Source organism: Exiguobacterium sp. BRG2 (assembly GCF_031844245.1).
Taxonomy (GTDB): domain Bacteria; phylum Bacillota; class Bacilli; order Exiguobacteriales; family Exiguobacteriaceae; genus Exiguobacterium_A.
On record NZ_JAUZUW010000014.1, the window covers coordinates 1 to 20837 of the forward strand.

A 20837-nucleotide genomic window follows, 5' to 3' on the forward strand; every position below is an offset into this window, starting at 1 on the left:
TTCCCGCCTCGGCTCTATCTGTTTATTTAGAAATCAACCCTTCTTTAATCAAGAAATCGCGCGCGACTTTTTCAGGACGTTGTTTCTCAACATCTGCTTTGTAGTTCAGTTCTTGCATTTTTTCATCCGTGATTTTATCCTTCAATGTGTTGAGGACTTTTTTCAGCTCTGGATGTTCTTTAATGGTTTCTTGACGAACAAGTGGTACCGCATAGTATGGTGGGAAGAACTCTTTATCATCTTTGAGTACAGTCAAATCAAACTTCTTCAAAAGACCGTCTGTTGAAAAACTATCGATGACATTCGTTCGACCGTTCGTCAATGCTGTATAGCGAAGTCCTCCATCAACTGGTTGTACATCTTTGAACTTCATATCCGGATACTTCTTCTTTAGACCAAGATAACCATCTTCACGGTTCGCGAATTCAATCGTTGAACCGAGAATCAAGCGATCACTGACTTTTGACATGTCCGACACTGTCTTCAAGTCGTACTTCTTAATGTCTTCTTTTGTCATGGCAAGAGCATACGTATTGTTGAAGCCGATCGGATCTAGGACATCGACCTGACTTTTTTCGGGAATCATCTTCCCGACTTTTGCATAGACCGTTTTCGGATCCGTCTCGACCTCTTGCTTGAGCACGTCGATCAACAATGTCCCTGTGTATTCGACATATGCGTCAATTTCCCCTTTTTCAAGCGCCCCGTAAGCGACCTTCGTCCCTCCGAGATTTAATTGACGTTCGACTTGTAGATCCGTTTTATCTTCGATTAAATCCGCTAACATATTTCCAAGAATCAACTGTTCCGTAAAGTTCTTCGATCCGATGACGATCTTATCTTCCTTGAGGAAAGAATAAGCGACTGTACCACCAACCAATAGGAAGACGATGCTTGCGATCGCGATCTTGCGTCCCGCTGACATCGCTTTACGGCGTTTCCGTGCCTTGTTTTTAATTCGACCATCCGCGAGCGGAATACCGTTCGGTGCCACCGAATATTCAATCCGGCTGACGACAAAGTCGATGACAAGGGCTAAAATACCAGCTGGAATCGCTCCGGCGAGAATCTGGTTATTATCAACCGTTTGAATACCTGAAAAGACGAGGTAACCAAGACCACCGGCACCGATGAATGCTGAAATCGTCATTAAACCGACCGCTGTGACGGCTGAAATCCGAATCCCTGCCATCATGATCGGTAAGGCAAGCGGAATCTGGACCTTACTGAGGATTTGACGATCCGTCAAACCAATTCCTTTTGCTGCTTCAAGCGTATCTCCCGGAATACTCGATAGACCTGTGTACGTATTTTTGACGATCGGCAAGAGTGAATAGAGCACGACCATGATGATCGCTGGTGTCGATCCGATACCGATGAACGGAATTAAGAAACCGAGTAAGGCAAGACTCGGGACGGCTTGCACGACGCTCGTCAGCGCGAGGACCGGTTTTGCGAACTTTTGATAGCGCGTGATTAAAATCCCGATCGGAATCCCAAGGACGACGGCGATGACGACGGCAAAGACCGTCAGCTGTAAGTGCTCCAGTAATAAGTCACCGATTTGATCGGTATTATTTTTTACATAATCAAAGAAACCGTTCATTGAACTTCCTCCTCATGAATGAATTGCTCACTCAAGACGGAAAGTAAGCTACTACGTGTGATTAATCCTCTTAGTTTTCCTGTTGCATCTGTTACCGGCAGATAACCTGTCTCTTCCTGATTCATGACTTCAAGGACATCAAGTAACGAATCGTGTTCATTGACGCCAACGATCTCGCCCTCCATTACTTCTTCAATCCGTTGGCTCTTATCCGGGATCGTCTGGATGTTCTTTAACTTAATCAGCCCTTGTAAAACGCGGTCACGATCAGTGATCAATAGACTGTCGACTTTTCGCCCACGCATGATTTCAATTCCCTGTAGCAATGTACGTTTGCCACTGATTGAAACTGGATCCTCAATCATGATATCTTCTGCCTTAATGAATTCTGGACTACTCCAAATTTTATTTTTTCCGATGAACGATTCGACATATTCATCTTTTGGATGACGCAGGATTTCTTCTGGAGTATCAAACTGAACGATCTCCCCATCACGCATGATACATATCCGATCCGCTAACTTGATCGCTTCATCCATATCATGAGTGACGAAAACAATCGTCTTTTTCACTTCCTCTTGTAAGTTGAAAAGCTCTTCCTGCAAATCATTACGAGTAACGGGATCGAGAGCACTGAACGGCTCATCCATCAGGATGACATCAGGATCATTCATCAGAGCACGCGCGAAACCTACACGTTGCTGCTGTCCGCCACTGAGTTCACTCGGATAACGATCAATAAATTGTCTCGGATCAAGCCCGACCATCGTTAATAGTTGTTCTGTCCGCTGATCCATCTCATCGTGATCTTTCCCCTCAAGTCCAGCAATCAATTGAATGTTTTCCCGGACCGTCATATGAGGGAACAGACCAGTTTGCTGAATAACATATCCCATATGGCGTCTTAATTCAATCGTATCCGTCTTCATGATATCCTTCCCATTGACCAAAATCGTACCTGAAGAAGGTTCGATCAATCGATTGATCATTTTAAGTGATGTCGTTTTCCCACAACCACTTGGTCCGATGAAAACAACGAGTTCACCCTTTTGAATCTCGAGCGATAAGCCTTTTAAGACGACATTTTCCTTAAACTGCTTGCCGACGTTTTTGAATTCGATCATTCCTTCTCACTCCTTTTTACTATTTCCATATATTATAGTTTCCCAAAAAGGTTACGGTTTAAACAAATTTCCATTAGATCAGTTTTATTTCTTTGAAAAAGGGGAAATTCTTAGTTCTTTTTTTAAAAATAAAGGGAATACCTAAATAAAGAGTACTGATAAAGCATGTTTTGATGAAGGAGGCCCTTAACGATGAACATCAAGAAACCCACCATCATGATGATCGGATTGCTTCTCCTAACCCCACTTTCAATTCCCTCACAGGTCGATGCAGCGAGTTCTACGTTTGTCACAAAAGGAACGACGACCAAAAAAGTCGTCGCATTGACATTTGATGACGGTTCAGATGGAACGAACATTGCCAAAATATTAAGTGTCTTAAAAAGTAATCAAGTGAAAGCTACTTTCTTTTTAACAGGCAGTGGTGCAAACAACCATCCTCAATCGATTAAAAACATCACAACCGCCTCTCCAACACATCAAATCGGCAATCACTCGTATTCACATCCGGATTTCACGACTTTATCAGCAAGCCAAATGACAAGTGAATTATCCCGGACGGAGTCGCTCATCCGATCCTTGACCGGAAAAACGACGAAACCGATTTTTCGGGCGCCGTTCGGTGCGAGTAACAGTAAGGTATTGAGTGTCGTCGGAGCGGCTGGTTATACGAAAACGATTCAATGGAATATCGATTCGACGGATTGGAAAGGAATCTCTTCAACAGCCATCTTGGATCGTGTGTTACCAAAAGTCGTTCCTGGATCAATCATCCTCATGCATACTGGGGCTGGTGCGAAAGGAACACCAACCGCCCTGCCGACGATGATTTCGAAATTAAAAGCAAAAGGCTATTCGTTCGTCACGATTTCAGAACTGTTGCGTTCTACGGTCCCAACCGGTACGACGTATACTGTCAAAGCGGGCGATACACTCTATTCGATTGCCCGTAAATACAATGTCTCGGTCTCTGCCCTCGCGAGTGCGAACAACATCACGAATTGGAGTCTACTCAATGTCGGTCAAGTCTTAAAAATCCCGACAACGACGTATACGGTTAAAGCGGGTGATACACTTTACTCGATTGCGACACGTTACGGCGTCACCGTCACAGCATTAATGCAGGCGAACGGCATCACAAATCCGAATCTCTTACTCGTTGGACAAGTCTTGAAAATCCCAAAATAAATAGACTGATCACAGCAAAAAAAACGATTCCTCTCTAGTCGCGAGAAGAATCGTCACATGTATGAAAAACCGGCGAAACGCCGGTTTTTTTGTCGTCAATCGCTTGACCCGTCACCTCTTATGACTCCGAACGGACCCCACTGATTCCAAGATCACACTGAACTAAGTCCGCATATGTTTGTCGACGGACGACTTCGCGGGATTCCCCGTCCTGAACGAAGACGAGTGCCGGACGTAAGAATTGATTGTAGTTGCTTGCCATCGAGAAGTTATACGCTCCCGTTCCAAATACAGCGAGGGTATCGCCACTCTTTGGCGTAACTAACTGCGCTTTTTCAGCGACGAGATCACCTGATTCACAAGCTGCTCCAACGACGGTCACTTCGGTCGTTTCGCCACTCATCCGGTTAGCGATGACGGTTTCATAAACCGCTCCGTAAAGTGCGGGACGAATGTTATCCGTCATTCCACCGTCCACCGAAAGATATGTCCGGACGCCTTCGATCTCTTTTATTGCTCCAACTGTATAAAGTGTCGTCCCTGCATTCGCAACGACCCAGCGTCCTGGTTCGATACCGATTCGCGGACGTTCGATGCCAAGTCGTGCCGTTTCCGTCTCAATGACATCCATGACGCGTGCGATCGTCGCTTCAAAATCAAGTGGCTGGTCGTCCTGCGTATAGGCAATTCCGAACCCACCTCCAACGTTGACTTCGCTGACTGTGAAATCATGTTGTACACGAATTGTTTCGACGAAGCCCATCATCGTCCGAGCCGTCTGTTCGAACAGCGACGGATCTTGGATTTGCGAACCGACATGACAATGGATGCCAAGTAACGATAGATGTTCTGATGCTAAAATTGCTTCGATTGCGTCCAAGTAATCTGACGCATGTGTCGAGAAACCGAATTTCGTATCGACACCACCTGTCTGAATTTTCGCATGCGCTCCACCGATGACTTGTGGCACGATCCGAATCAAGACATGAACCGTTCGACCAGCTTGTGCCGCAATCGCTTCCAGTTGTGCAATCTCTGCAAAGTGATCGATGACGATTCGTCCGACACCTTCTTCGACAGCATACTGAAGATCAGCCGTTGATTTATTCGAACCATGGAAATAAATTCGCTCTGCTGGAACGCCCGATTGACGGGCGATGAAGAGTTCCCCGCCCGTGACGACGTCAATTCCAAGACCATGACGCACGACTTGTTCATACACCGCACTGACAGTCAATGCTTTAGAAGCGAAGGAAGCATACGTATTCGGATACTTATCAAGGAAGTGTTCCCGGACGGTCGCCAGTCGATCCGTCAGCTCCCGTTCTGCCATCACGTACAACGGTGTTCCGTACTGTGCTGCAAGATCGGTCGCTGCGACACCATCGATGTGCAACGTGTTGTTTTCTTCTGTCAGGTATTGACTTCCATACATAATAAGTTCCTCCTTATAGATACTGATGCGTCAAACGCCAAGACCGGGCACACATCTGCTCTGAATTGTTCGCTGCTCCTGTCCGGGTGATATCGTCAATTTCAACGCCATCTCCATATAGCACAACTTCGTCTCCGGCTTCCACCGTTCCATCGACAGCGACGAACGTATGGCTCATGAATAGTTTATTGATAACTGGATAAGGCTTCCCTTTAATATGAACGGGTAGAACGGCCCGTCCACGGACAACACCGTCCCCATAGCCGACGGGCAAAATAGCGATCCGCATCGGTTCTGTACTCGTAAAATTCGTGCCATATCCCACGTGCTCACCTGGTCCGATTTCGCGAATTTCAACGACCTCCGTCGTCATCCGGAGCGATGGCACGAGCCAGTCCATCTTTTCGATCGGCGAATAGCCGAATAAGAAGATCCCGGGACGGACATAGTTACAAAACGCGAGACGCGGATCGTGTTTGACGATCGTTGCACTGTTTTCAGAGTGCATATACGTAAACGTATGGCGCTTTCGTAGTACATCGGCAATGGCGACGAAACGTTCGACTTGTCCATCGTGATCCGCATCCGGTTCATCGGCAAGTGGAAAGTGTGTATATAAACCCGTTAAAGCGAGCGAATCTGCTTGCGCAAGCGTAAGGACAGCTTCCGCTTCCTGAAGCGAACTGACACCAAAACGGTTCATCCCGACGTTGATCTTCAAATGTAACTCGACTCCCTGCAGCTGTTCATTGTGGAGAGCGAGCCATTCTAGCGATGAGACACCGAGTGCAATTCCGAAACGTCGTGCTGTTTCAAAATCCTCCGTCGGATTCATCACCAGTACATAACTGTCTGGAAAATTCGTTTTAATTTCAATGGCTTCATACAACTCTGCGACAGCAAAATGATGAACATCAGACGCCATCAGCGTCTCGACCATCTCGAGCATCCCTAAGTTGTATGCATTGTTCTTGACCACGGCAAAAATATGTTTACGTGACCGAGCGAAGACCGATGCGACGTTCTGTCGCACCGCCTTCCGATCGATCGTAACGAGTGTACGCGTCGTCATTCCGCAACAGCTGGAGTCACATACGTCAACCAATCCGCGTATTGCGGCAATTGACCTGTGACGGCTTGACGGTAAAGATCGAGCAATTCATCTGCGACGTTCCGTGTTCCGCCGTTGATGGAGATATGATCGATTTCGCCGACACTCGTGATTTCAGCAGCTGTTCCTGTTAAGAAGATCTCATCTGCGACATATAATTCATCGCGTCCGATGTGACGTTCGACGACAGGATAGCCTTGATCTTGTGCCAAACGGATAATGACTTGGCGTGTGATACCATCGAGTACTGAACAATCAAGTGATGGTGTATGAATCGTTCCGTTTTTAAGAAGGAAGAGGTTCGCGACACTCGCTTCACTGACATTTCCGTTCATGTCGAGTGCGATCGCTTCATCAAATCCATCACGGATCGCTTCACCTTTTAAGAGTTGTGAGTTCATATAGTTGGCAGCCGCTTTCGCTTGCATTGGCATCATCGTTGATGAGACGCGGCGATATGACGCGACTTTAGCACGGATGCCAGCGCCTTTATCGAAGTATTCCCCAAGCTCCCAGCAAGAGATGCCGACATGAACTGTCGTATCTTTCGCCATCAAGGCTTGCCATGGCGTACCGAGGAACACGAATGGACGGATATAACAAGATTCGAATCCGTTTTTCGCAACGAGATCAATCGTCGCCTGGACGAGTTCATCAACCGTATACGGAATCGTGACGTGGTAATAGGCGCAACTACGGAAAAGACGTTCGATATGTTCCTTCAATTGGAAAATCGCCGGTCCGTCCGGTGTCGCGTAGGCACGAATTCCTTCAAAGAATCCACTACCATAGTGAATCGCATGTGACATGACGCTCGTGTTCGCATCTTTCGGATCATGAAAGACTCCATCTAACCAAATTGCTTCTCCATACTGTGTATCCACTGCCATGTGTTTTCCTCCTCTTCGACGTCAATCAGAGTGAACGTAAATCATCCACCAATTGCGTCTTCTCTTCTGTTTTCGCATCTTTCTGTTTGATGACACGTGCAGGTGTTCCGGCAACGACGCTTCCAGCAGGTACGTCTTCTGTGACGACACTACCGGCAGCGACGACGGCATCTTTACCAACTTTGACGCCTTCAAGGATGACTGCATTCGCACCGATCAAGACACCGTCTTCAATGATGACAGGTGTTTTTGAAGGTGGTTCGAGGACACCCGCGACCACGGCACCTGCGCCGACATGAACGTTTTTCCCGATCGTCCCACGTGCACCGACGACAGCGTTCATATCAATCATTGTACCATCTCCGATCGATGCACCGATATTGATGATCGCACCCATCATGACGACCGCGTTATCACCGATGACGACATGATCACGAATCCATGAACCTGGTTCGATGCGCGCATTCAAGTGACGTGTATCAAGCATTGGTACCGCACTGTTGCGACGGTCATACTCCACGTGAACATCCGTGATGCGATCTGAATACTTTTCTAAGAAAGTAGCCGCAAGTCCTGCATCCGCGAAGAAAATCTTTGATTCATCTGATCCGAACGCTGTTGCACCTTCGATCGTCAAGCCCGCCAAATCGCCGTTGACGTAAAGTTTTACCGGTGTTTGTTTTTTAGCATCTTTAATGAATTTAGCAATTTCGTAAGCATCAGTGAGTAACATGTGAATCCTCCTGTGTGTAGAGCGTCTCTAATGTATAGAGTCCCGCTGTTTTTTGAATGAGTGCCTCAGCTGCTTTGATCGCACCAGAAGCAAATACTTTTTTCGATAATGCCGTATGTTTGATTTCAATCAATTCGTCGACACCTGCGAATAAGACTTCGTGTTCTCCGAAGATCGTACCGCCGCGCATCGCGTGCATCCCGATCTCGTTCGTCTCCCGCTTTTGCCGCGTTTGTGACCGGTCATATACCGGTGTGACGTCACGTGCCGTCTGAATCGTTTGCAATAACAACTCCGCCGTTCCGCTCGGGGCATCGACTTTTTGGTTGTGATGTTTCTCGAGCAATTCGATGTCATACGCTCCTGCTAGTGGCACAAGTGTCTTCAGCAGTTGCTGCACCATCGCAATACCATACGACATGTTATACGACTGGAAGATCGGAATTTCTTTTGCAGCGTCCTTGATCGATGCCAGTTCCGCCTCCGAAAAACCAGTCGTCGCGATGACGAGTGGTGTTTTTGTCGCCAACCCATATGCGAGCAGATCCGGTAGCAAACTCGGATGCGAGAAGTCGATGATCGCATCGACCGTTTCTGCCATCTCTGTTAGCTCGGCATATGAAGCGATCGTATCGGATGACTTCGTCCGGTCAACGATCGCTACGACACTTTGTGGTGCGAGTTCGACGACGTATTGTCCTGTCGCCCCATAACCGTGTAACGCGAATTTCATCGAACCACTCCTTTGTAAGCCCGCATCGTTTCGAGTAAGTGGACGTGTCCCGCTTCCGATTGACGCACGAGCGGCAAGCGCGGCGCACCGACAGCAAAACCGAGTTCTTCAAGCGATGCTTTGACTGGAATCGGATTGACATCACTGAACAAAGCACCGATGACCGGTAACAAGTCTGCCTGAATCCGGCGTGCCGTGACGAGATCTTGCGCGAGTAACGCCTCAGCAAGTGCTTGTGTCTCTGCTGGGTACGGGTTAGAGAGAACTGAAATAACACCCTGTGCCCCCCATGCCATATACGGCAGGATTTGATCATCATTTCCACAGAAGACCGCGAAGTCTTCCGGAATTGCCGCCATCAGTTCACCCATGAAGCTGACGTCTCCACTCGCTTCCTTAAACGCTTGGATGCGTGGATGACGTGCTAACGTCACTGCGGTTTCGACTGCGATCGCAACACCAGTCCGCGACGGAACGTTGTACAGCATGATTGGTAACTCGGTTGCATCAGCGACCGCCGTGAAGTGCGCGACGAGACCGGCTTGTGATGTTTTATTGTAGTACGGTGTGACGAGCATCGCTGCATCCGCACCGAGGCGTTCTGCGAGTAATGTCTTCTCGATTGTTACTGCCGTGTTGTTCGAACCCGTTCCGGCAATGACGGGTACTCGTCCTGCCGTGACTTGAACGGCAGTCGTCAATAGCTGTTCGAATTCCGTGTTTGTCAGTGTCGAACCTTCTCCTGTCGTTCCTCCGACGACAAGTGCCTGAATCCCCGCTGCGAGTTGTTGCTCGATCAAGCGTTCGAATACGTGTAAATCCAACTCGCCTGCTTCATTAAATGGTGTGACGAGCGCTGTACCTGCTCCTTTGAACATGAAGAACTCCTCCTTTTTTATGAATGAATCGACTGTTCGATTGCTTGGCGTGCGACTTGTACGGCGTTCGACGCGGCACCTTTTCGAATGTTGTCGGCTACACACCAGAGATGGAACGTGTTCGCGAGACTATCATCTTGTCGAATCCGACCGACGTAGACGTCGTCCGTCCCGCTTGCGTCAAGTGGCATCGGATAACGCGTATTCGCGACATCATCGATGAGGACGACGCCCGGTGCGCCTTCCAGTGCTTCACGGATCGCTGCAACCGTCGTCGGTTGTGTAAACGTGACGTTGATTGCAACCGAGTGAGAGTTCGTGACTGGAACCCGGACACATGTCGCACTGACAGGCAATGTTGGAAGATTGAAGATTTTCCGTGTTTCATCAATCATCTTCTGCTCTTCTTTCGTATAACCGTTCTCAAGGAACACATCGATATGCGGCAAGATGTTATCGTGAATCGGATGCGGATAATTGACGGGCTCTTCTCCGCGTGCCCCGCGTGCCAGATCCTCGATTCCTTTTTGACCGGAACCGGATACGGCCTGATACGTCGTATAGTTGATCCGTTCGAATCCCAGTGACTGGAGCGGTGCTAAAGCGACGACGGATTGAATCGTCGAACAGTTCGGATTCGCAATTAAGCGGTCTGTCGCTTGAATCGCTTGCGGATTGACTTCTGGCACGACGAGTGGAATCGTCTCCTGCATCCGGAAGGCACTTGAATTATCAACGACGAGTGTTCCGTTTTCAGCTAGTAATGGGGCATATTGCTCACTGATCGTTCCGCCTGCTGCGAACAACGCGACATCGATCCCGTCTTCCGTGATGTTTGGCGTCAGCGCTTGAATCGTAATATCTTCTCCCTTGAACTGCACCGTGTTCCCTGCTGAACGAGCAGAAGCGTAAGCGGACAGGCGGCTGACCGGGAAGTCCAGTTCTGCGAGTACTTGTAACATTTTTTGACCGACGGCGCCGGTTGCTCCGATGACGGCTACATGATACATGCTGTTTTCCTCCTTATAACTCGAACGCGTTTGCAATCGCTGCAACCGTCCGTTCAATGTCTGCTTGTGCAATCGTGTACGAGATGCTGATTTCTGATGTCGTGACTTGATAGAACGGGATATTCTCCGCTCGGAAGATCGCGAACAACTTTGAGGCAACACCTGTTGCATCCCGCATCCCGATTCCGACGACAGATAACTTCGCGTGCTGATCGTGGCGGTCGACCTTGACTGTCGTGAAGCGATCCATGATGTCTTTCAATGCTTCATCGAGGAACTCTTCCTCGTCGAGTGGACAGGAGAACGATAGGAAGATGTCACTGTCAAACGTCGTTTGACTGATCATGTCGATGTTGACGTGGCGGTTCGATAAGAGTTCGAAGATATCGGCTACTGCTGCGTTCGTTTGCGGTACGTGTTTGATTGATACCGTCAAGACGTTCTTCGTCACACTGACACTCGTGACCGCTTTTTGTTCCATTGTTTCCGTCGCTTCCATGATCCATGTTCCCCTTTTCGATTCAAGTGTTTTCCCGACGAAGATGTGTACGCCGTATTTTTTTCCTAGTTCGACACTCCGCATTTCCATGACCTTCGACCCGAGGGCGCTCATCTCCATCATCTCATCATATGAGATGTGCGGAATCGGTTGAGCAGTGGCATGGATTCGTGGATCAGCCGTATAGACACCGTCGACATCCGTGTAGATTTCACACCGTTTATCAAGGACTGCCGCAAGGGCAACAGCCGTTGTATCCGATCCACCCCGTCCGAGCGTCGTCACATCACCGAGTTCGTTGACACCTTGGAATCCGGCGACGATGACAACATCGTACGTTTCGAGTTTTTGTCGTAATAGATCTCCATCAATCTGTTTGATCTTACTTTTCGTATGCAATCCCATCGTGCTGATTCCCGCTTGTGCGCCTGTTTGCGATAACGCTTTGACGCCGAGTGAGTTGAGGGCGATGCTGAGTAATGAAATCGTCTGTTCTTCTCCGATGGCAAGCAGACGATCGAGTTCTCGCCGCTCAGGGCGATCCGTGATGGCTTGCGCCTGAGCGATCAAAGAATCTGTCATCTTGCCCATCGCCGAAACGACAACGACGAGTTTTTCACCTTCGGCTGCGCGACTCTTCAAATAATTCGCAATAGACTGAATCTGTTCGACAGTCGCAACCGAGCTTCCACCAAATTTAAGTACAGTTGTCACAATCCTATCTCCTTTGTCCCGATACAGAAAAAAACGACGGGCCGGTAGGAGCGTTCCTACGGCCCGTCGTTATCACGATCGGACAAACGAAGACAAAGTCATTCGTTCTTTTACGTAAGATAGCGCTCCGAAACATCGGTTTCGGCAGTACAACGGATCTTAACCGTTGTACCAGCAAATGAGAAGAAGCATCTTCTCGTTCACTTCGGCGGACTTCCCCTTTCACATCATTCAGCATGCTTGCCTTCAAGAATGATGCTACTCATGTCATCCGCGCCTCTATCTGTCGGTTGTTAGTTACAGTTATAGCAGACATCTTTTGTTAAATCCAGTTATTTGACTAATTTTTTTCAAAATCCGTCAAGTCGCAAGATGCTGCTTCGCGAGTTCGAGTTGCTTCGACACGGCAGCAAACCCTGTACCGCCGTAGCTTGTCCGGCGTGCCACTGCTTGAACCGGATCGAGGAGCGGATAAACGTCTTCTGTGATGTCTGGATGGAACCTTTGATACGTTTCGAGACTCAAGTCCTTCAGGAAACAACCGTTTTGCACACAGTAGAGGACGGCTTTCCCGACGATTTCGTGTGCTTCGCGGAATGGTATGCCTTTCGTCACAAGGTAGTCGGCGAGTTCCGTTGCATTCGAGAAGTCTTGCATTGTCGCCTTCTTGAGCGCTTCGGTCTTAAACGTCGCGGATTCAATCATTCCGGTGAAGATTTGAACGGACTTGAGAACGGTATCTGCTGTATCGAAGACTCCTTCCTTATCCTCTTGCATGTCTTTATTGTAAGCGAGTGGTAATGCCTTCATCGTCGTCAAGAAGCCCATCAGGTTGCCGTAGACGCGCCCCGTTTTTCCACGAATCAACTCAGCGAAATCAGGATTTTTCTTTTGTGGCATCATGCTCGAGCCTGTCGAGAAGGCATCGGATAACTCGATGAAGCTGAATTCTTGCGACGCCCAGATGATGATTTCCTCACAAAAACGCGAGAGATGCATCATGACGGTCGAGGCGATCCCGAGGTATTCGATGACGAAGTCGCGATCGGAGACAGCATCGAGACTGTTCGGATAAACCGACTCAAAACCGAGCAACTCGGCAGAACGGAAACGGTCGATCGGGAACGTGGTCCCCGCGAGCGCCCCCGCTCCGAGTGGTGATTTTCGGATCCGTTTTTGATTATCCGTCAATCGTTCGACATCGCGTTCGAACATCCAGAAATAAGCGAGCAAGTGATGCGCAAGCGAGATTGGTTGTGCCCGTTGCAAATGCGTATACCCCGGCATAACCGTCTCGATATGTTGCTCAGCTTGTTCCGTGATGACCGATTGGAGCTCGCGCAATGCCGTCGTCAACGCTTCGACATGCTGCTCCAGCCATAGATGTAAATCGGTTGCGACTTGATCGTTTCGGCTCCGTGCCGTATGCAGTTTCCCTGCAACTGGACCGATCTGTTCCGTCAACAAACGCTCAAGATTCATATGAATGTCTTCGTCCGCTAATGTGTAGGAATGGTCCTTTAACGTCGCTTCGAGTTGCTTTAATCCTTGCTGGATTTGTGTCCACTCATCTTGAGCGAGAATCCCTTGTTCAAATAACATCTGTGCATGTGCGAGACTGCCTTTCAAATCAACGCTTGCTAATTTTTGATCGAACGTGATTGATGCTCCGAAGGCTTCCGCTTGAGCGGAAGCACTTTCCGTAAAACGTCCACCCCAGAGTTTGGTCATTTCGTTACACCCGCCTGACGATGTACACTCGCATGCGTTGAAACGGCAAGACCGTGTAATTTGATAAAACCTTTTGCTGCTTCATGATCGAATGCATCTTCTTTCGTGTACGTCGCAAGTTTCTCATCATAAAGCGAGACAGCCGACTGACGACCTGTGACAGTTGCATTTCCTTTGAACAGTTTAACGCGAACTTCTCCTGTGACGTCCTGTTGTGTCGCCGTCAAGAAAGCTTTCAAGCCTTTTGTCAATGGCGCATGGAAGAGACCGTTGTAGATCGTTTCTGCATATTGTTTGCTGAGTAATGGTTTGAAATGCGCGACGTCCTTCGTCAATGTAATCGTCTCGAGTGCAGCGTGAGCTTTGAGTAAAACAGTTGCGCCTGGGCACTCATAGACTTCCCGCGATTTGATACCGACGAGACGGTTCTCGACGTGGTCGATCCGTCCGACCCCATGTGCTCCAGCGATGATATTCAGTTCCGTAATCAGTTTCGCTAATGGATACGTCGTCCCATTAATGGAAACTGGAACACCTGCTTCAAAGCCGATAATGACTTCTTCTGCCTGATCCGGAGCGTCTTCTGGTGCTACCGTCAACGCGTATGCGTCTTGTGGTGGTTCTGTCCATGGATTTTCTAGGACGCCACATTCATTACTCCGTCCCCAAAGGTTCATGTCGATCGAGTATGGGCTATCGAGGTTGATCGGGATCGGCACATTGTTTTCTTTCGCGTAGGCAATTTCTTCTTCCCGTGACCATTTCCATTCCCGAACCGGTGCGATGACTTCGAGTGACGGATCAAGTGCCGCGACCGAAACTTCGAACCGGACCTGGTCATTCCCTTTTCCGGTACATCCATGTGCGACCGCCGTTGCACCATATTCATGCGCGACTTCGACGAGTTTTTCTGCAATCAACGGACGCGAAAGCGCTGAGATCAACGGATAGGCATTTTCGTAATGAGCGCCATATTGAAGGGCTGGCAAGACAAAGTCTTGTGCGAATTCTTCTTTGACATCGAGAACGATTGATTCGATCGCACCGACGAGGAGTGCTTTTTCCTTGATGACGGATAAATCTTTTCCTTCTCCGACATCCATGCATAAGGCAATGACATCATAGTCCTTGCTCAACCATTTGATGGCCACCGATGTATCGAGTCCCCCAGAGTACGCTAAGATTAATTTTTGCTTTGACATGTATAATTCCCTCCTGGTTTTTAATTCATCTGTCTGTATAAAAATTCACTATGAATTATATATATACATAGAAAACAAAAAAAAGAAACCCTTTTTGCAGGATTTCTTTCAAAATAACTTACATTTTCTTCTCCATCGTCCGGTGTGGAATGCCCGCATCGTCGAATTCATCGGAGACGATCGTATACCCGAGTCCTTGATAGAACGGGATCGCCTGGACTTGTGCACCGAGTGTCAGCAGTTGTTTTCCTTCACGTCGCGCAATACGTTCCATCGCCTGCATCAACTCACCACCGTATCCTTTTCCTCGGGCTGTCGACAGCGTCGCCACACGTTCCACCTTCATCCGTTGGTCGTCATATGGACGTGTGCGACCCGTCGCAACCGGTCGACTCTGTTCATCGAGGACAAGCAGATGAATCGCTGTTTCATCATGTGTATCGTATTCAAGATGACGTGGTACGCCTTGTTCCTCGACAAAGACACGCTCCCGGATCATCCGAACGGCTTGTTGTTGTTCTGCTGTACGTACTTGAATGACTGTCATAACTGATATTCCTCCCGTAGTCGATCGACATATGCCATCGCATCATCCCGATTCGTAAATTGTGCTTGTGCCTGAACTGCACTTCCTCCACCTCGTCCATTGAATGCTTGGACATGCGCTTTAGCGAACTTCCCAAGATGGGGTTCCCCTGGACTACTCATCAGTAGTTTGTTTGTCGTCGCATTCCAGACGACGCCGACGCGTCCCGCTTCTTGGATCGCTTTAGCGAGTTGCTCGGACGTTTTGATTTCTTCATTCAGATGTTCAAATACCAGAATGTCTTCTTGTTGTTCTAAAGCTTGAGCGAGCGTGAATGTTGCAAGTTGTTCCTGGGCGTGTTCGACCTGTTTCGTTAAGCGTTTCTGTTCTTTTTGTACCGCTTGAATTGCTTCTGGAATTTGAACTGGTTTAACTGATAAAGCTTGTGCTGCTTCCCGCAAGGCATGACGTTCTGCCTGTAGAAGTTGATGTGCCCGTTCTTTTGCGACATAAGAAAGACGAATGTTCCCACGAATTCGCTCGACTCCAGTAAAAAGAATTAACTCGAGCTGTGCCGTCGAATCGAGATGCGTTCCACCACAAGCACTGTAGTCGAGTGTGCCGATTTGAACGACACGAATCCGTCCTTCGACTTGCGGTGTTTTTCGTAATGGTAAGCGTAGCGTTTCCGCCTCGTCATATTCAGTCGCCGTGATCGGCAATCCTTGTTCAATCACCTGTCGTAATCGTCGATCCAACTGCTCTTGTTGAACAGCTGTCCATTCAGGTGTCTCGATATCAAGCGTCGAGACCTCACTCCCTGTCCGAAAACTGAGTGTCTTGATATTTGATTCATCTTGTAGGATCGCAGAGATGACGTGTTGTGCCGTATGCTGCGCCGCATGATCGATTCGGACTGCGTCATCCACGATCCCGGTGACGTCACCTGTGAGCGGCGTCGCCAGTTGGTGCCAGACAATACCATCTTCGATTTGAACGTCAAGGACCGGTTGGTCGTTCAATGTTCCACAATCCGCTGGCTGTCCACCGCTCTCTGGATAGAAGTAGCTTTTCTCTAAAGCGACCCAATAACCATCTACTTGTTTTGTTGCGCGAATGGATGTCTGAAAGGTTCGGACATCGGATTCTATTTGTTCGGGGCGCATGCCTCGACCACCTTTCTCTGTCAGTTTCACTCTGTATTATGCCATATTTCATCCAGAACCGTTTGTCGGCTTGCCTTTTTCCTAGTACACTAGACGAAAGACTACCGATCGCGAAGGGACGAAATGCCGTGATTCAGCATATCAATAAAAATTCACCACTCCCCATCTACTATCAAATCGAAGCTGCCTTAAAACAACAAATCGAAAGCGGTGTTCTTCAACCTGGCGATCTGATTCCGTCCGAGCGCGAATTTGCGGAAGCGCATCAAATCAGCCGAATGACGGTCCGCCAAGCCATTTCAAACTTGGTCAACGCCGGTTACTTGATTCGTCAAAAAGGACGTGGAACATTCGTCGCGAACAAAAAAATCGTCATGCAACTTTCTGGATTGACGAGTTTCTCGGAAGAGATGGAGCACTTAGGCTTAGAACCGACGAGTGCGCTACTTTCCTATCAAATCATCGACGCCTCGATGACGATCGCGAATAAGCTCCGGATTCGCGAAGGGGCATCGGTATATGAACTGAAACGCTTACGTATTGCTGATGAGCAAGCGCTTGCTCTTGAGACCGTCTACATCCCAGAGCAACTCTTGCCTGGACTCGATCAAGACGTCGCGACCGCATCACTCTATGCATTTGCTGAAGCGAGTGGATTAAACCTCGGACGTGCGAGTCAAACGTTTGAATCACGTCTTGCGACGAAGGAAGAAGCGAGTCACCTTGGCTTGTCGACCGCTTCGCCTGTCTTATCCGTCGAGCAACTGACGTATCTCGCGACGGAACAACCGTTTGAATACGTCATCTCTGCTTACCGAGGAGACCGATATACCTTCACTGTCGAAATGGAGCGCCAACGCTGAAAAAACCCTCGAACCGCCGTGCTGTACGGTGGTTCGAGGGTTTTTCGTATATAGATTACTGCGCAGGGATCGTTTCTGTCTCTGGTGCTTGTTCTGTCGTATCTTGTGCAGCGTCCGTTTCATCTGCGATCGGCTTGACTTCTTGACCTTGCATCGCTTTCGCTAAGTTGCTCTTCACTTGCTCCAGTTGATTCGGATCGAGGTGGTATTCCCATTTCCCGCTGATGCCGATATAACCTTCTCCAGCGAGCTGATACTCCGTTGTGTCACGGAGTGCTGCAGTGAAATCTGCTAAGCGTGTGTAATCATTCGGTCCTAAGTTCGTTTCAACGTTATCACCAACGGCATCCAAAATATCACGGTATGCACTGAGCGAACGGAAACTTGCCGCTTCTTTTGCGACCGCTTGAATGACTTGCATCTGTTTTTGTCCGCGACCGATATCACCGAGCGGATCATCATGACGGTTCCGGACATAGGCGAGTGCCTGTTCCCCCGTCAAATGTTGCTTTCCTTTATCAACGGTGATGGTACCTGCTTTACGTTTTGAATCTTGTTCTTTAAACGCATACCGTACATCGATATCTACACCATCTAATGCATCAATCAATTGAACGAATCCTTGGAAATTAACTTTGATGACGTGATCGATTTGAATGCCGAGTAGGTTTTCTGTCGTTTCACGTGCTAATTTAATGCCGTTGTAGGAATTCGATTTATCCATCGAACCGAAGTAAAGGGCATGCGTGATCTTATCTTGCTCAACACCTGTCTTGCCGTAAGGGATATCATACTTCGAATAATCGATGTTCACGAGTGAATCACGTGGGATACTCGTCAACACTAATTGCTCCGTCTTTTTGTTCAAGATTCCGACGATCATGACGTCTGAACGAGCTGGTTCATGACGTTCCTTGCTTTTTTTCGTTTCATCCGTTCCGAGAATCAAGAATGATTCAGACGGAACATCATCATATTTAGAGCTCACCTTTGAGCCGGGAATCTTAATCTGCGTCTTTGCCAATGTTTCTTGCGTTTTGATAAAAACAGCTCCAGCATAACCAGAACCGATGATTGTGACGAGCAGGACGAGTGCAGCGACGACTTTCATGAACATCTTGCCAGCACTTGGCTGTCTCTTTCGTGCGGATCGCGTTTCCATCATGTAAACCCTCATTTTCATGTAAATTTTCCGTAAAGTTCGCTAATCTCCATTATCCGGACATTTAATGAAATGTCAATTTACGTTTCGATTAAAGAAACGGCACAGAATAGCTGTATCCAAAATAATGTAAGCTTCATAACTCGTCGCCTGATCCATATGAATGCTCCGGCATGTCCTTTTTCGTTATTTTCTCACCTGTCTGTCCTCAAAATATAAAATCGCATGATACCGGGCTTCGTTCACTGCTTTTAGGAATAACAAAAAAGATGCAGAGCCAATCCATCGATTGTTTCTGCACCTTGTGATTCATTCGTGTTTCTCCGTCATACTTTCATGAAATTCAAATATGCTGTCCGCCCTGTACGTTTAGCGTCATCTGACAATAAAGAGGCAGCCTCTTCGTCCAAGATCACCATAACATCGGCATGACGTTTGAGTACGGTCGCCGGACAATCCGTCGTCGCGATGCCTTCCATCATATCGCGAACGGCTTCTGCCTTTCGTTCGCTTGAAGCGACAAGAAGGATTTTTTTTGCTTCCATGATCGTACCGATTCCCATTGTGATCGCTTTCGTCGGTACTTCCTCCAATCGATCAAAGAAACGTTGATTTGCTTCTCGTGTCGATTCCGTCAATTCCGTCACGTGTGTCTTGGCATCGAACGGTGTACCTGGCTCATTGAAAGCGATATGTCCATTGGCTCCGATTCCGAGCAATTGGATATCGATCCCCCGCTCCCGGACGAGCGCTTCATATCGTTCACTTTCTTTAACCGGATCTTCCGTATTCCCGATTGGTACGAAAGATTCCTTGAAGCGTACGTCATTAAACAAGTGTTCTTGCATGAACGTATGATAACTTTGTGGATGCGCCGGGCTGAGACCGACATATTCGTCCAGATTGACCGTCGTCACATGTCGGCAGTCGAGCGAGTCCTTCCGCCATTCTTCATAAACGCCGACCGGTGAACTGCCTGTCGCAAGTCCTACTGTCAACCCTTCCGGATGACGCTCAATTTCCTGTTTCAGAAATTGATAGGCCACCTGTGCTAATTCTTCTCCTTTTTCTACGATCATCCATTTCATGAGGTAGACTCCTTTCCGTTCGTGATCCGGTATCGCGTACCACGATGAATCGCTTCTTGAATACGTAATCCCTCGTCGAGCAACACGATATCCGCATCCTTACCGACCGAGAGACTTCCCTTTTGTGTCAATTGAAGCTCTCTTGCCGCATTGACCGATGTCATGCGGACGGCTTCTTCGAGTGTACACCCTGTAAAGGCGATGATGTTTCGTAAAGCAGCGTCCATCGTCAGGACACTTCCGGCTAAACTGCCGTTCTCAAGGCGTGCCGCACCGTCTCGAACGAATACAGCCTGCCCCCCTAACTCATATTCACCCTCTGCTAACCCTTTCGCGCGCATCGCATCCGTGATGACGATCAATCGATCAGCGCCCTTCATCCGGTAGGCGAAGTCGACCATTTCCGGTGCACTATGAATCCCGTCCGGAATGATTTCGGCATAGACTTCCGGCGTCAGGAGACAGTACCCGACCGTTCCCGGCTCCCGGTGATGCAGTGCGCGCATTTGATTGTAAAGATGGGTACCATGCGTGACATGACCCGCTTGGTTTTGGGCATACGTCGCGTCCGTATGTCCGGCAGACGGAATTGCACCCGTCAAGCGCACTGCCTCTTCGAACGCACGCGCTCCCGGGCGTTCTGGGGCATAGGTCACGAGTTTGATCGTATTGCCAGCTGCTTCTTGCCATTTCAGGAACTGTTCGACATCCGGTTCAACGATATGTTCGTGCGGTTGCGCACCCGCATAATCCGGGTTGATGAACGGCCCTTCGAGATGAACACCGACAATCGTCGTGTCCTCTTCCTCAACGACTGTTCGCACCGTCTCGAGCGCTCGTGTGATGTTTGCCCAATCTTGGGTGATCGTCGTCGCTAAGAAGGATGTCACGCCTTCTTGTAACATCTGACGACTAAAGTCACGAAGACTATTCGCATCCCCATCCATGACATCGACATCATATCCTCCATGAATGTGTACATCGATCATTCCAGGGATGAGCGATTGATGATGCGCATCGATCGTCTCTTCTCCTGCGATCTTTTTAAATTCCGACATCAAACCAATCGCCTCGATCGTTCGACCGTAACGAATGAACCCATCCTCGATCGTCTGTTCTCCCGTATAAATCCGGGCATTGATGATTACTGTCATCTGCCGTCATCCTTTCTCTGTCCG

At 48.5% G+C, this 20837-nt stretch carries 19 protein-coding genes and 1 riboswitch; of the genes, 2 read left to right on the forward strand and 17 right to left on the reverse strand.

All coding sequences use genetic code 11. The annotated features are described in order from the left end of the window. Positions 1-22: 22 nt before the first annotated feature. Together Q9R23_RS14525 and Q9R23_RS14530 are read right to left on the reverse strand one after the other, a co-directional pair. The gene (locus tag Q9R23_RS14525; RefSeq protein ID WP_214856396.1) at positions 23-1606 is read right to left on the reverse strand and encodes an ABC transporter permease/substrate-binding protein; all 1584 of its coding nucleotides are present in this window, start codon (positions 1604-1606) and stop codon (positions 23-25) included. Further along, positions 1603-2730 carry an ABC transporter ATP-binding protein gene (locus Q9R23_RS14530; RefSeq protein ID WP_290758302.1) on the reverse strand — a complete coding sequence of 376 codons (1128 nt, stop codon included), beginning with the start codon at positions 2728-2730 and terminating at the stop codon, positions 1603-1605. Before Q9R23_RS14530 ends, Q9R23_RS14525 begins: the two co-directional genes overlap by 4 nt. A 192-nt stretch (positions 2731-2922) precedes the next feature. Here Q9R23_RS14530 and Q9R23_RS14535 point away from each other — a divergent pair, with 192 nt between their 5' ends. Then, the gene (locus Q9R23_RS14535; RefSeq protein ID WP_056063464.1) at positions 2923-3918 is read left to right on the forward strand and encodes a LysM peptidoglycan-binding domain-containing protein; all 996 of its coding nucleotides are present in this window, start codon (positions 2923-2925) and stop codon (positions 3916-3918) included. Positions 3919-4036: 118 nt separating this feature from the next. Here the strand turns inward: Q9R23_RS14535 and lysA are convergent, their stop codons facing one another. From lysA to Q9R23_RS14595, 12 genes are all read right to left on the reverse strand, one after another. After that, positions 4037-5353: a diaminopimelate decarboxylase gene (gene lysA, locus Q9R23_RS14540; protein WP_290758293.1), complete on the reverse strand. Its 1317-nt coding sequence runs from the start codon at positions 5351-5353 to the stop codon at positions 4037-4039. Between the two features lie 13 nt (positions 5354-5366). After that, entirely contained in the window at positions 5367-6425 is a 1059-nt protein-coding gene (gene alr, locus Q9R23_RS14545) for an alanine racemase (protein WP_290758290.1), read from the reverse strand. Then, positions 6422-7354 carry a branched-chain amino acid transaminase gene (locus tag Q9R23_RS14550; RefSeq protein WP_023467124.1) on the reverse strand — a complete coding sequence of 311 codons (933 nt, stop codon included), beginning with the start codon at positions 7352-7354 and terminating at the stop codon, positions 6422-6424. Before Q9R23_RS14550 ends, alr begins: the two co-directional genes overlap by 4 nt. 25 nt (positions 7355-7379) lie before the next feature. Continuing rightward, positions 7380-8087: a 2,3,4,5-tetrahydropyridine-2,6-dicarboxylate N-acetyltransferase gene (dapD, locus tag Q9R23_RS14555; RefSeq protein ID WP_029340774.1), complete on the reverse strand. Its 708-nt coding sequence runs from the start codon at positions 8085-8087 to the stop codon at positions 7380-7382. Next, positions 8074-8820, reverse strand: coding sequence for a 4-hydroxy-tetrahydrodipicolinate reductase (gene dapB / locus Q9R23_RS14560; protein WP_290758287.1), 747 nt, complete (start codon positions 8818-8820; stop codon positions 8074-8076). Before dapB ends, dapD begins: the two co-directional genes overlap by 14 nt. After that, positions 8817-9698: a 4-hydroxy-tetrahydrodipicolinate synthase gene (gene dapA, locus Q9R23_RS14565; RefSeq protein WP_087682094.1), complete on the reverse strand. Its 882-nt coding sequence runs from the start codon at positions 9696-9698 to the stop codon at positions 8817-8819. The genes dapB and dapA overlap by 4 nt, the downstream gene beginning before the upstream one ends. 17 nt (positions 9699-9715) lie before the next feature. Then, on the reverse strand, positions 9716-10708 hold the full coding sequence (locus Q9R23_RS14570; RefSeq protein ID WP_311247361.1) for an aspartate-semialdehyde dehydrogenase: 993 nt from the start codon (positions 10706-10708) through the stop codon (positions 9716-9718). Between the two features lie 13 nt (positions 10709-10721). After that, on the reverse strand, positions 10722-11921 hold the full coding sequence (locus Q9R23_RS14575; protein WP_290784115.1) for an aspartate kinase: 1200 nt from the start codon (positions 11919-11921) through the stop codon (positions 10722-10724). A 112-nt stretch (positions 11922-12033) separates the two neighbouring features. Next, positions 12034-12211, reverse strand: a riboswitch (Lysine riboswitch). 70 nt (positions 12212-12281) lie between these two features. Beyond that, positions 12282-13652, reverse strand: a complete 1371-nt coding sequence (argH, locus tag Q9R23_RS14580) for an argininosuccinate lyase (protein WP_290758276.1) — start codon at positions 13650-13652, stop codon at positions 12282-12284. Then, positions 13649-14854 carry an argininosuccinate synthase gene (locus Q9R23_RS14585; RefSeq protein WP_035412353.1) on the reverse strand — a complete coding sequence of 402 codons (1206 nt, stop codon included), beginning with the start codon at positions 14852-14854 and terminating at the stop codon, positions 13649-13651. Before Q9R23_RS14585 ends, argH begins: the two co-directional genes overlap by 4 nt. A 118-nt stretch (positions 14855-14972) precedes the next feature. After that, a complete protein-coding gene (locus Q9R23_RS14590) occupies positions 14973-15401 on the reverse strand; it encodes a GNAT family N-acetyltransferase (protein WP_056063443.1) in 429 nt (142 codons plus the stop codon). Next, on the reverse strand, positions 15398-16546 hold the full coding sequence (locus Q9R23_RS14595) for an alanyl-tRNA editing protein (protein ID WP_311247362.1): 1149 nt from the start codon (positions 16544-16546) through the stop codon (positions 15398-15400). The genes Q9R23_RS14590 and Q9R23_RS14595 overlap by 4 nt, the downstream gene beginning before the upstream one ends. A 128-nt stretch (positions 16547-16674) precedes the next feature. Between Q9R23_RS14595 and phnF the strand changes: the two genes are divergently transcribed. Continuing rightward, positions 16675-17409, forward strand: a complete 735-nt coding sequence (gene phnF, locus Q9R23_RS14600) for a phosphonate metabolism transcriptional regulator PhnF (RefSeq protein ID WP_081780439.1) — start codon at positions 16675-16677, stop codon at positions 17407-17409. Positions 17410-17464: 55 nt separating this feature from the next. Here phnF and Q9R23_RS14605 read toward each other — a convergent pair whose 3' ends face one another. The 3 genes from Q9R23_RS14605 to nagA all read right to left on the reverse strand — a co-directional run bounded on the left by Q9R23_RS14605 (position 17465) and on the right by nagA (position 20813). After that, on the reverse strand, positions 17465-18574 hold the full coding sequence (locus Q9R23_RS14605; protein WP_311247363.1) for an LCP family protein: 1110 nt from the start codon (positions 18572-18574) through the stop codon (positions 17465-17467). A 323-nt stretch (positions 18575-18897) separates the two neighbouring features. Next, positions 18898-19659, reverse strand: coding sequence for a glucosamine-6-phosphate deaminase (nagB, locus tag Q9R23_RS14610; protein ID WP_290784110.1), 762 nt, complete (start codon positions 19657-19659; stop codon positions 18898-18900). Next, positions 19656-20813, reverse strand: a complete 1158-nt coding sequence (nagA, locus tag Q9R23_RS14615) for an N-acetylglucosamine-6-phosphate deacetylase (RefSeq protein ID WP_290784108.1) — start codon at positions 20811-20813, stop codon at positions 19656-19658. The genes nagB and nagA overlap by 4 nt, the downstream gene beginning before the upstream one ends. Positions 20814-20837: the final 24 nt, after the last annotated feature.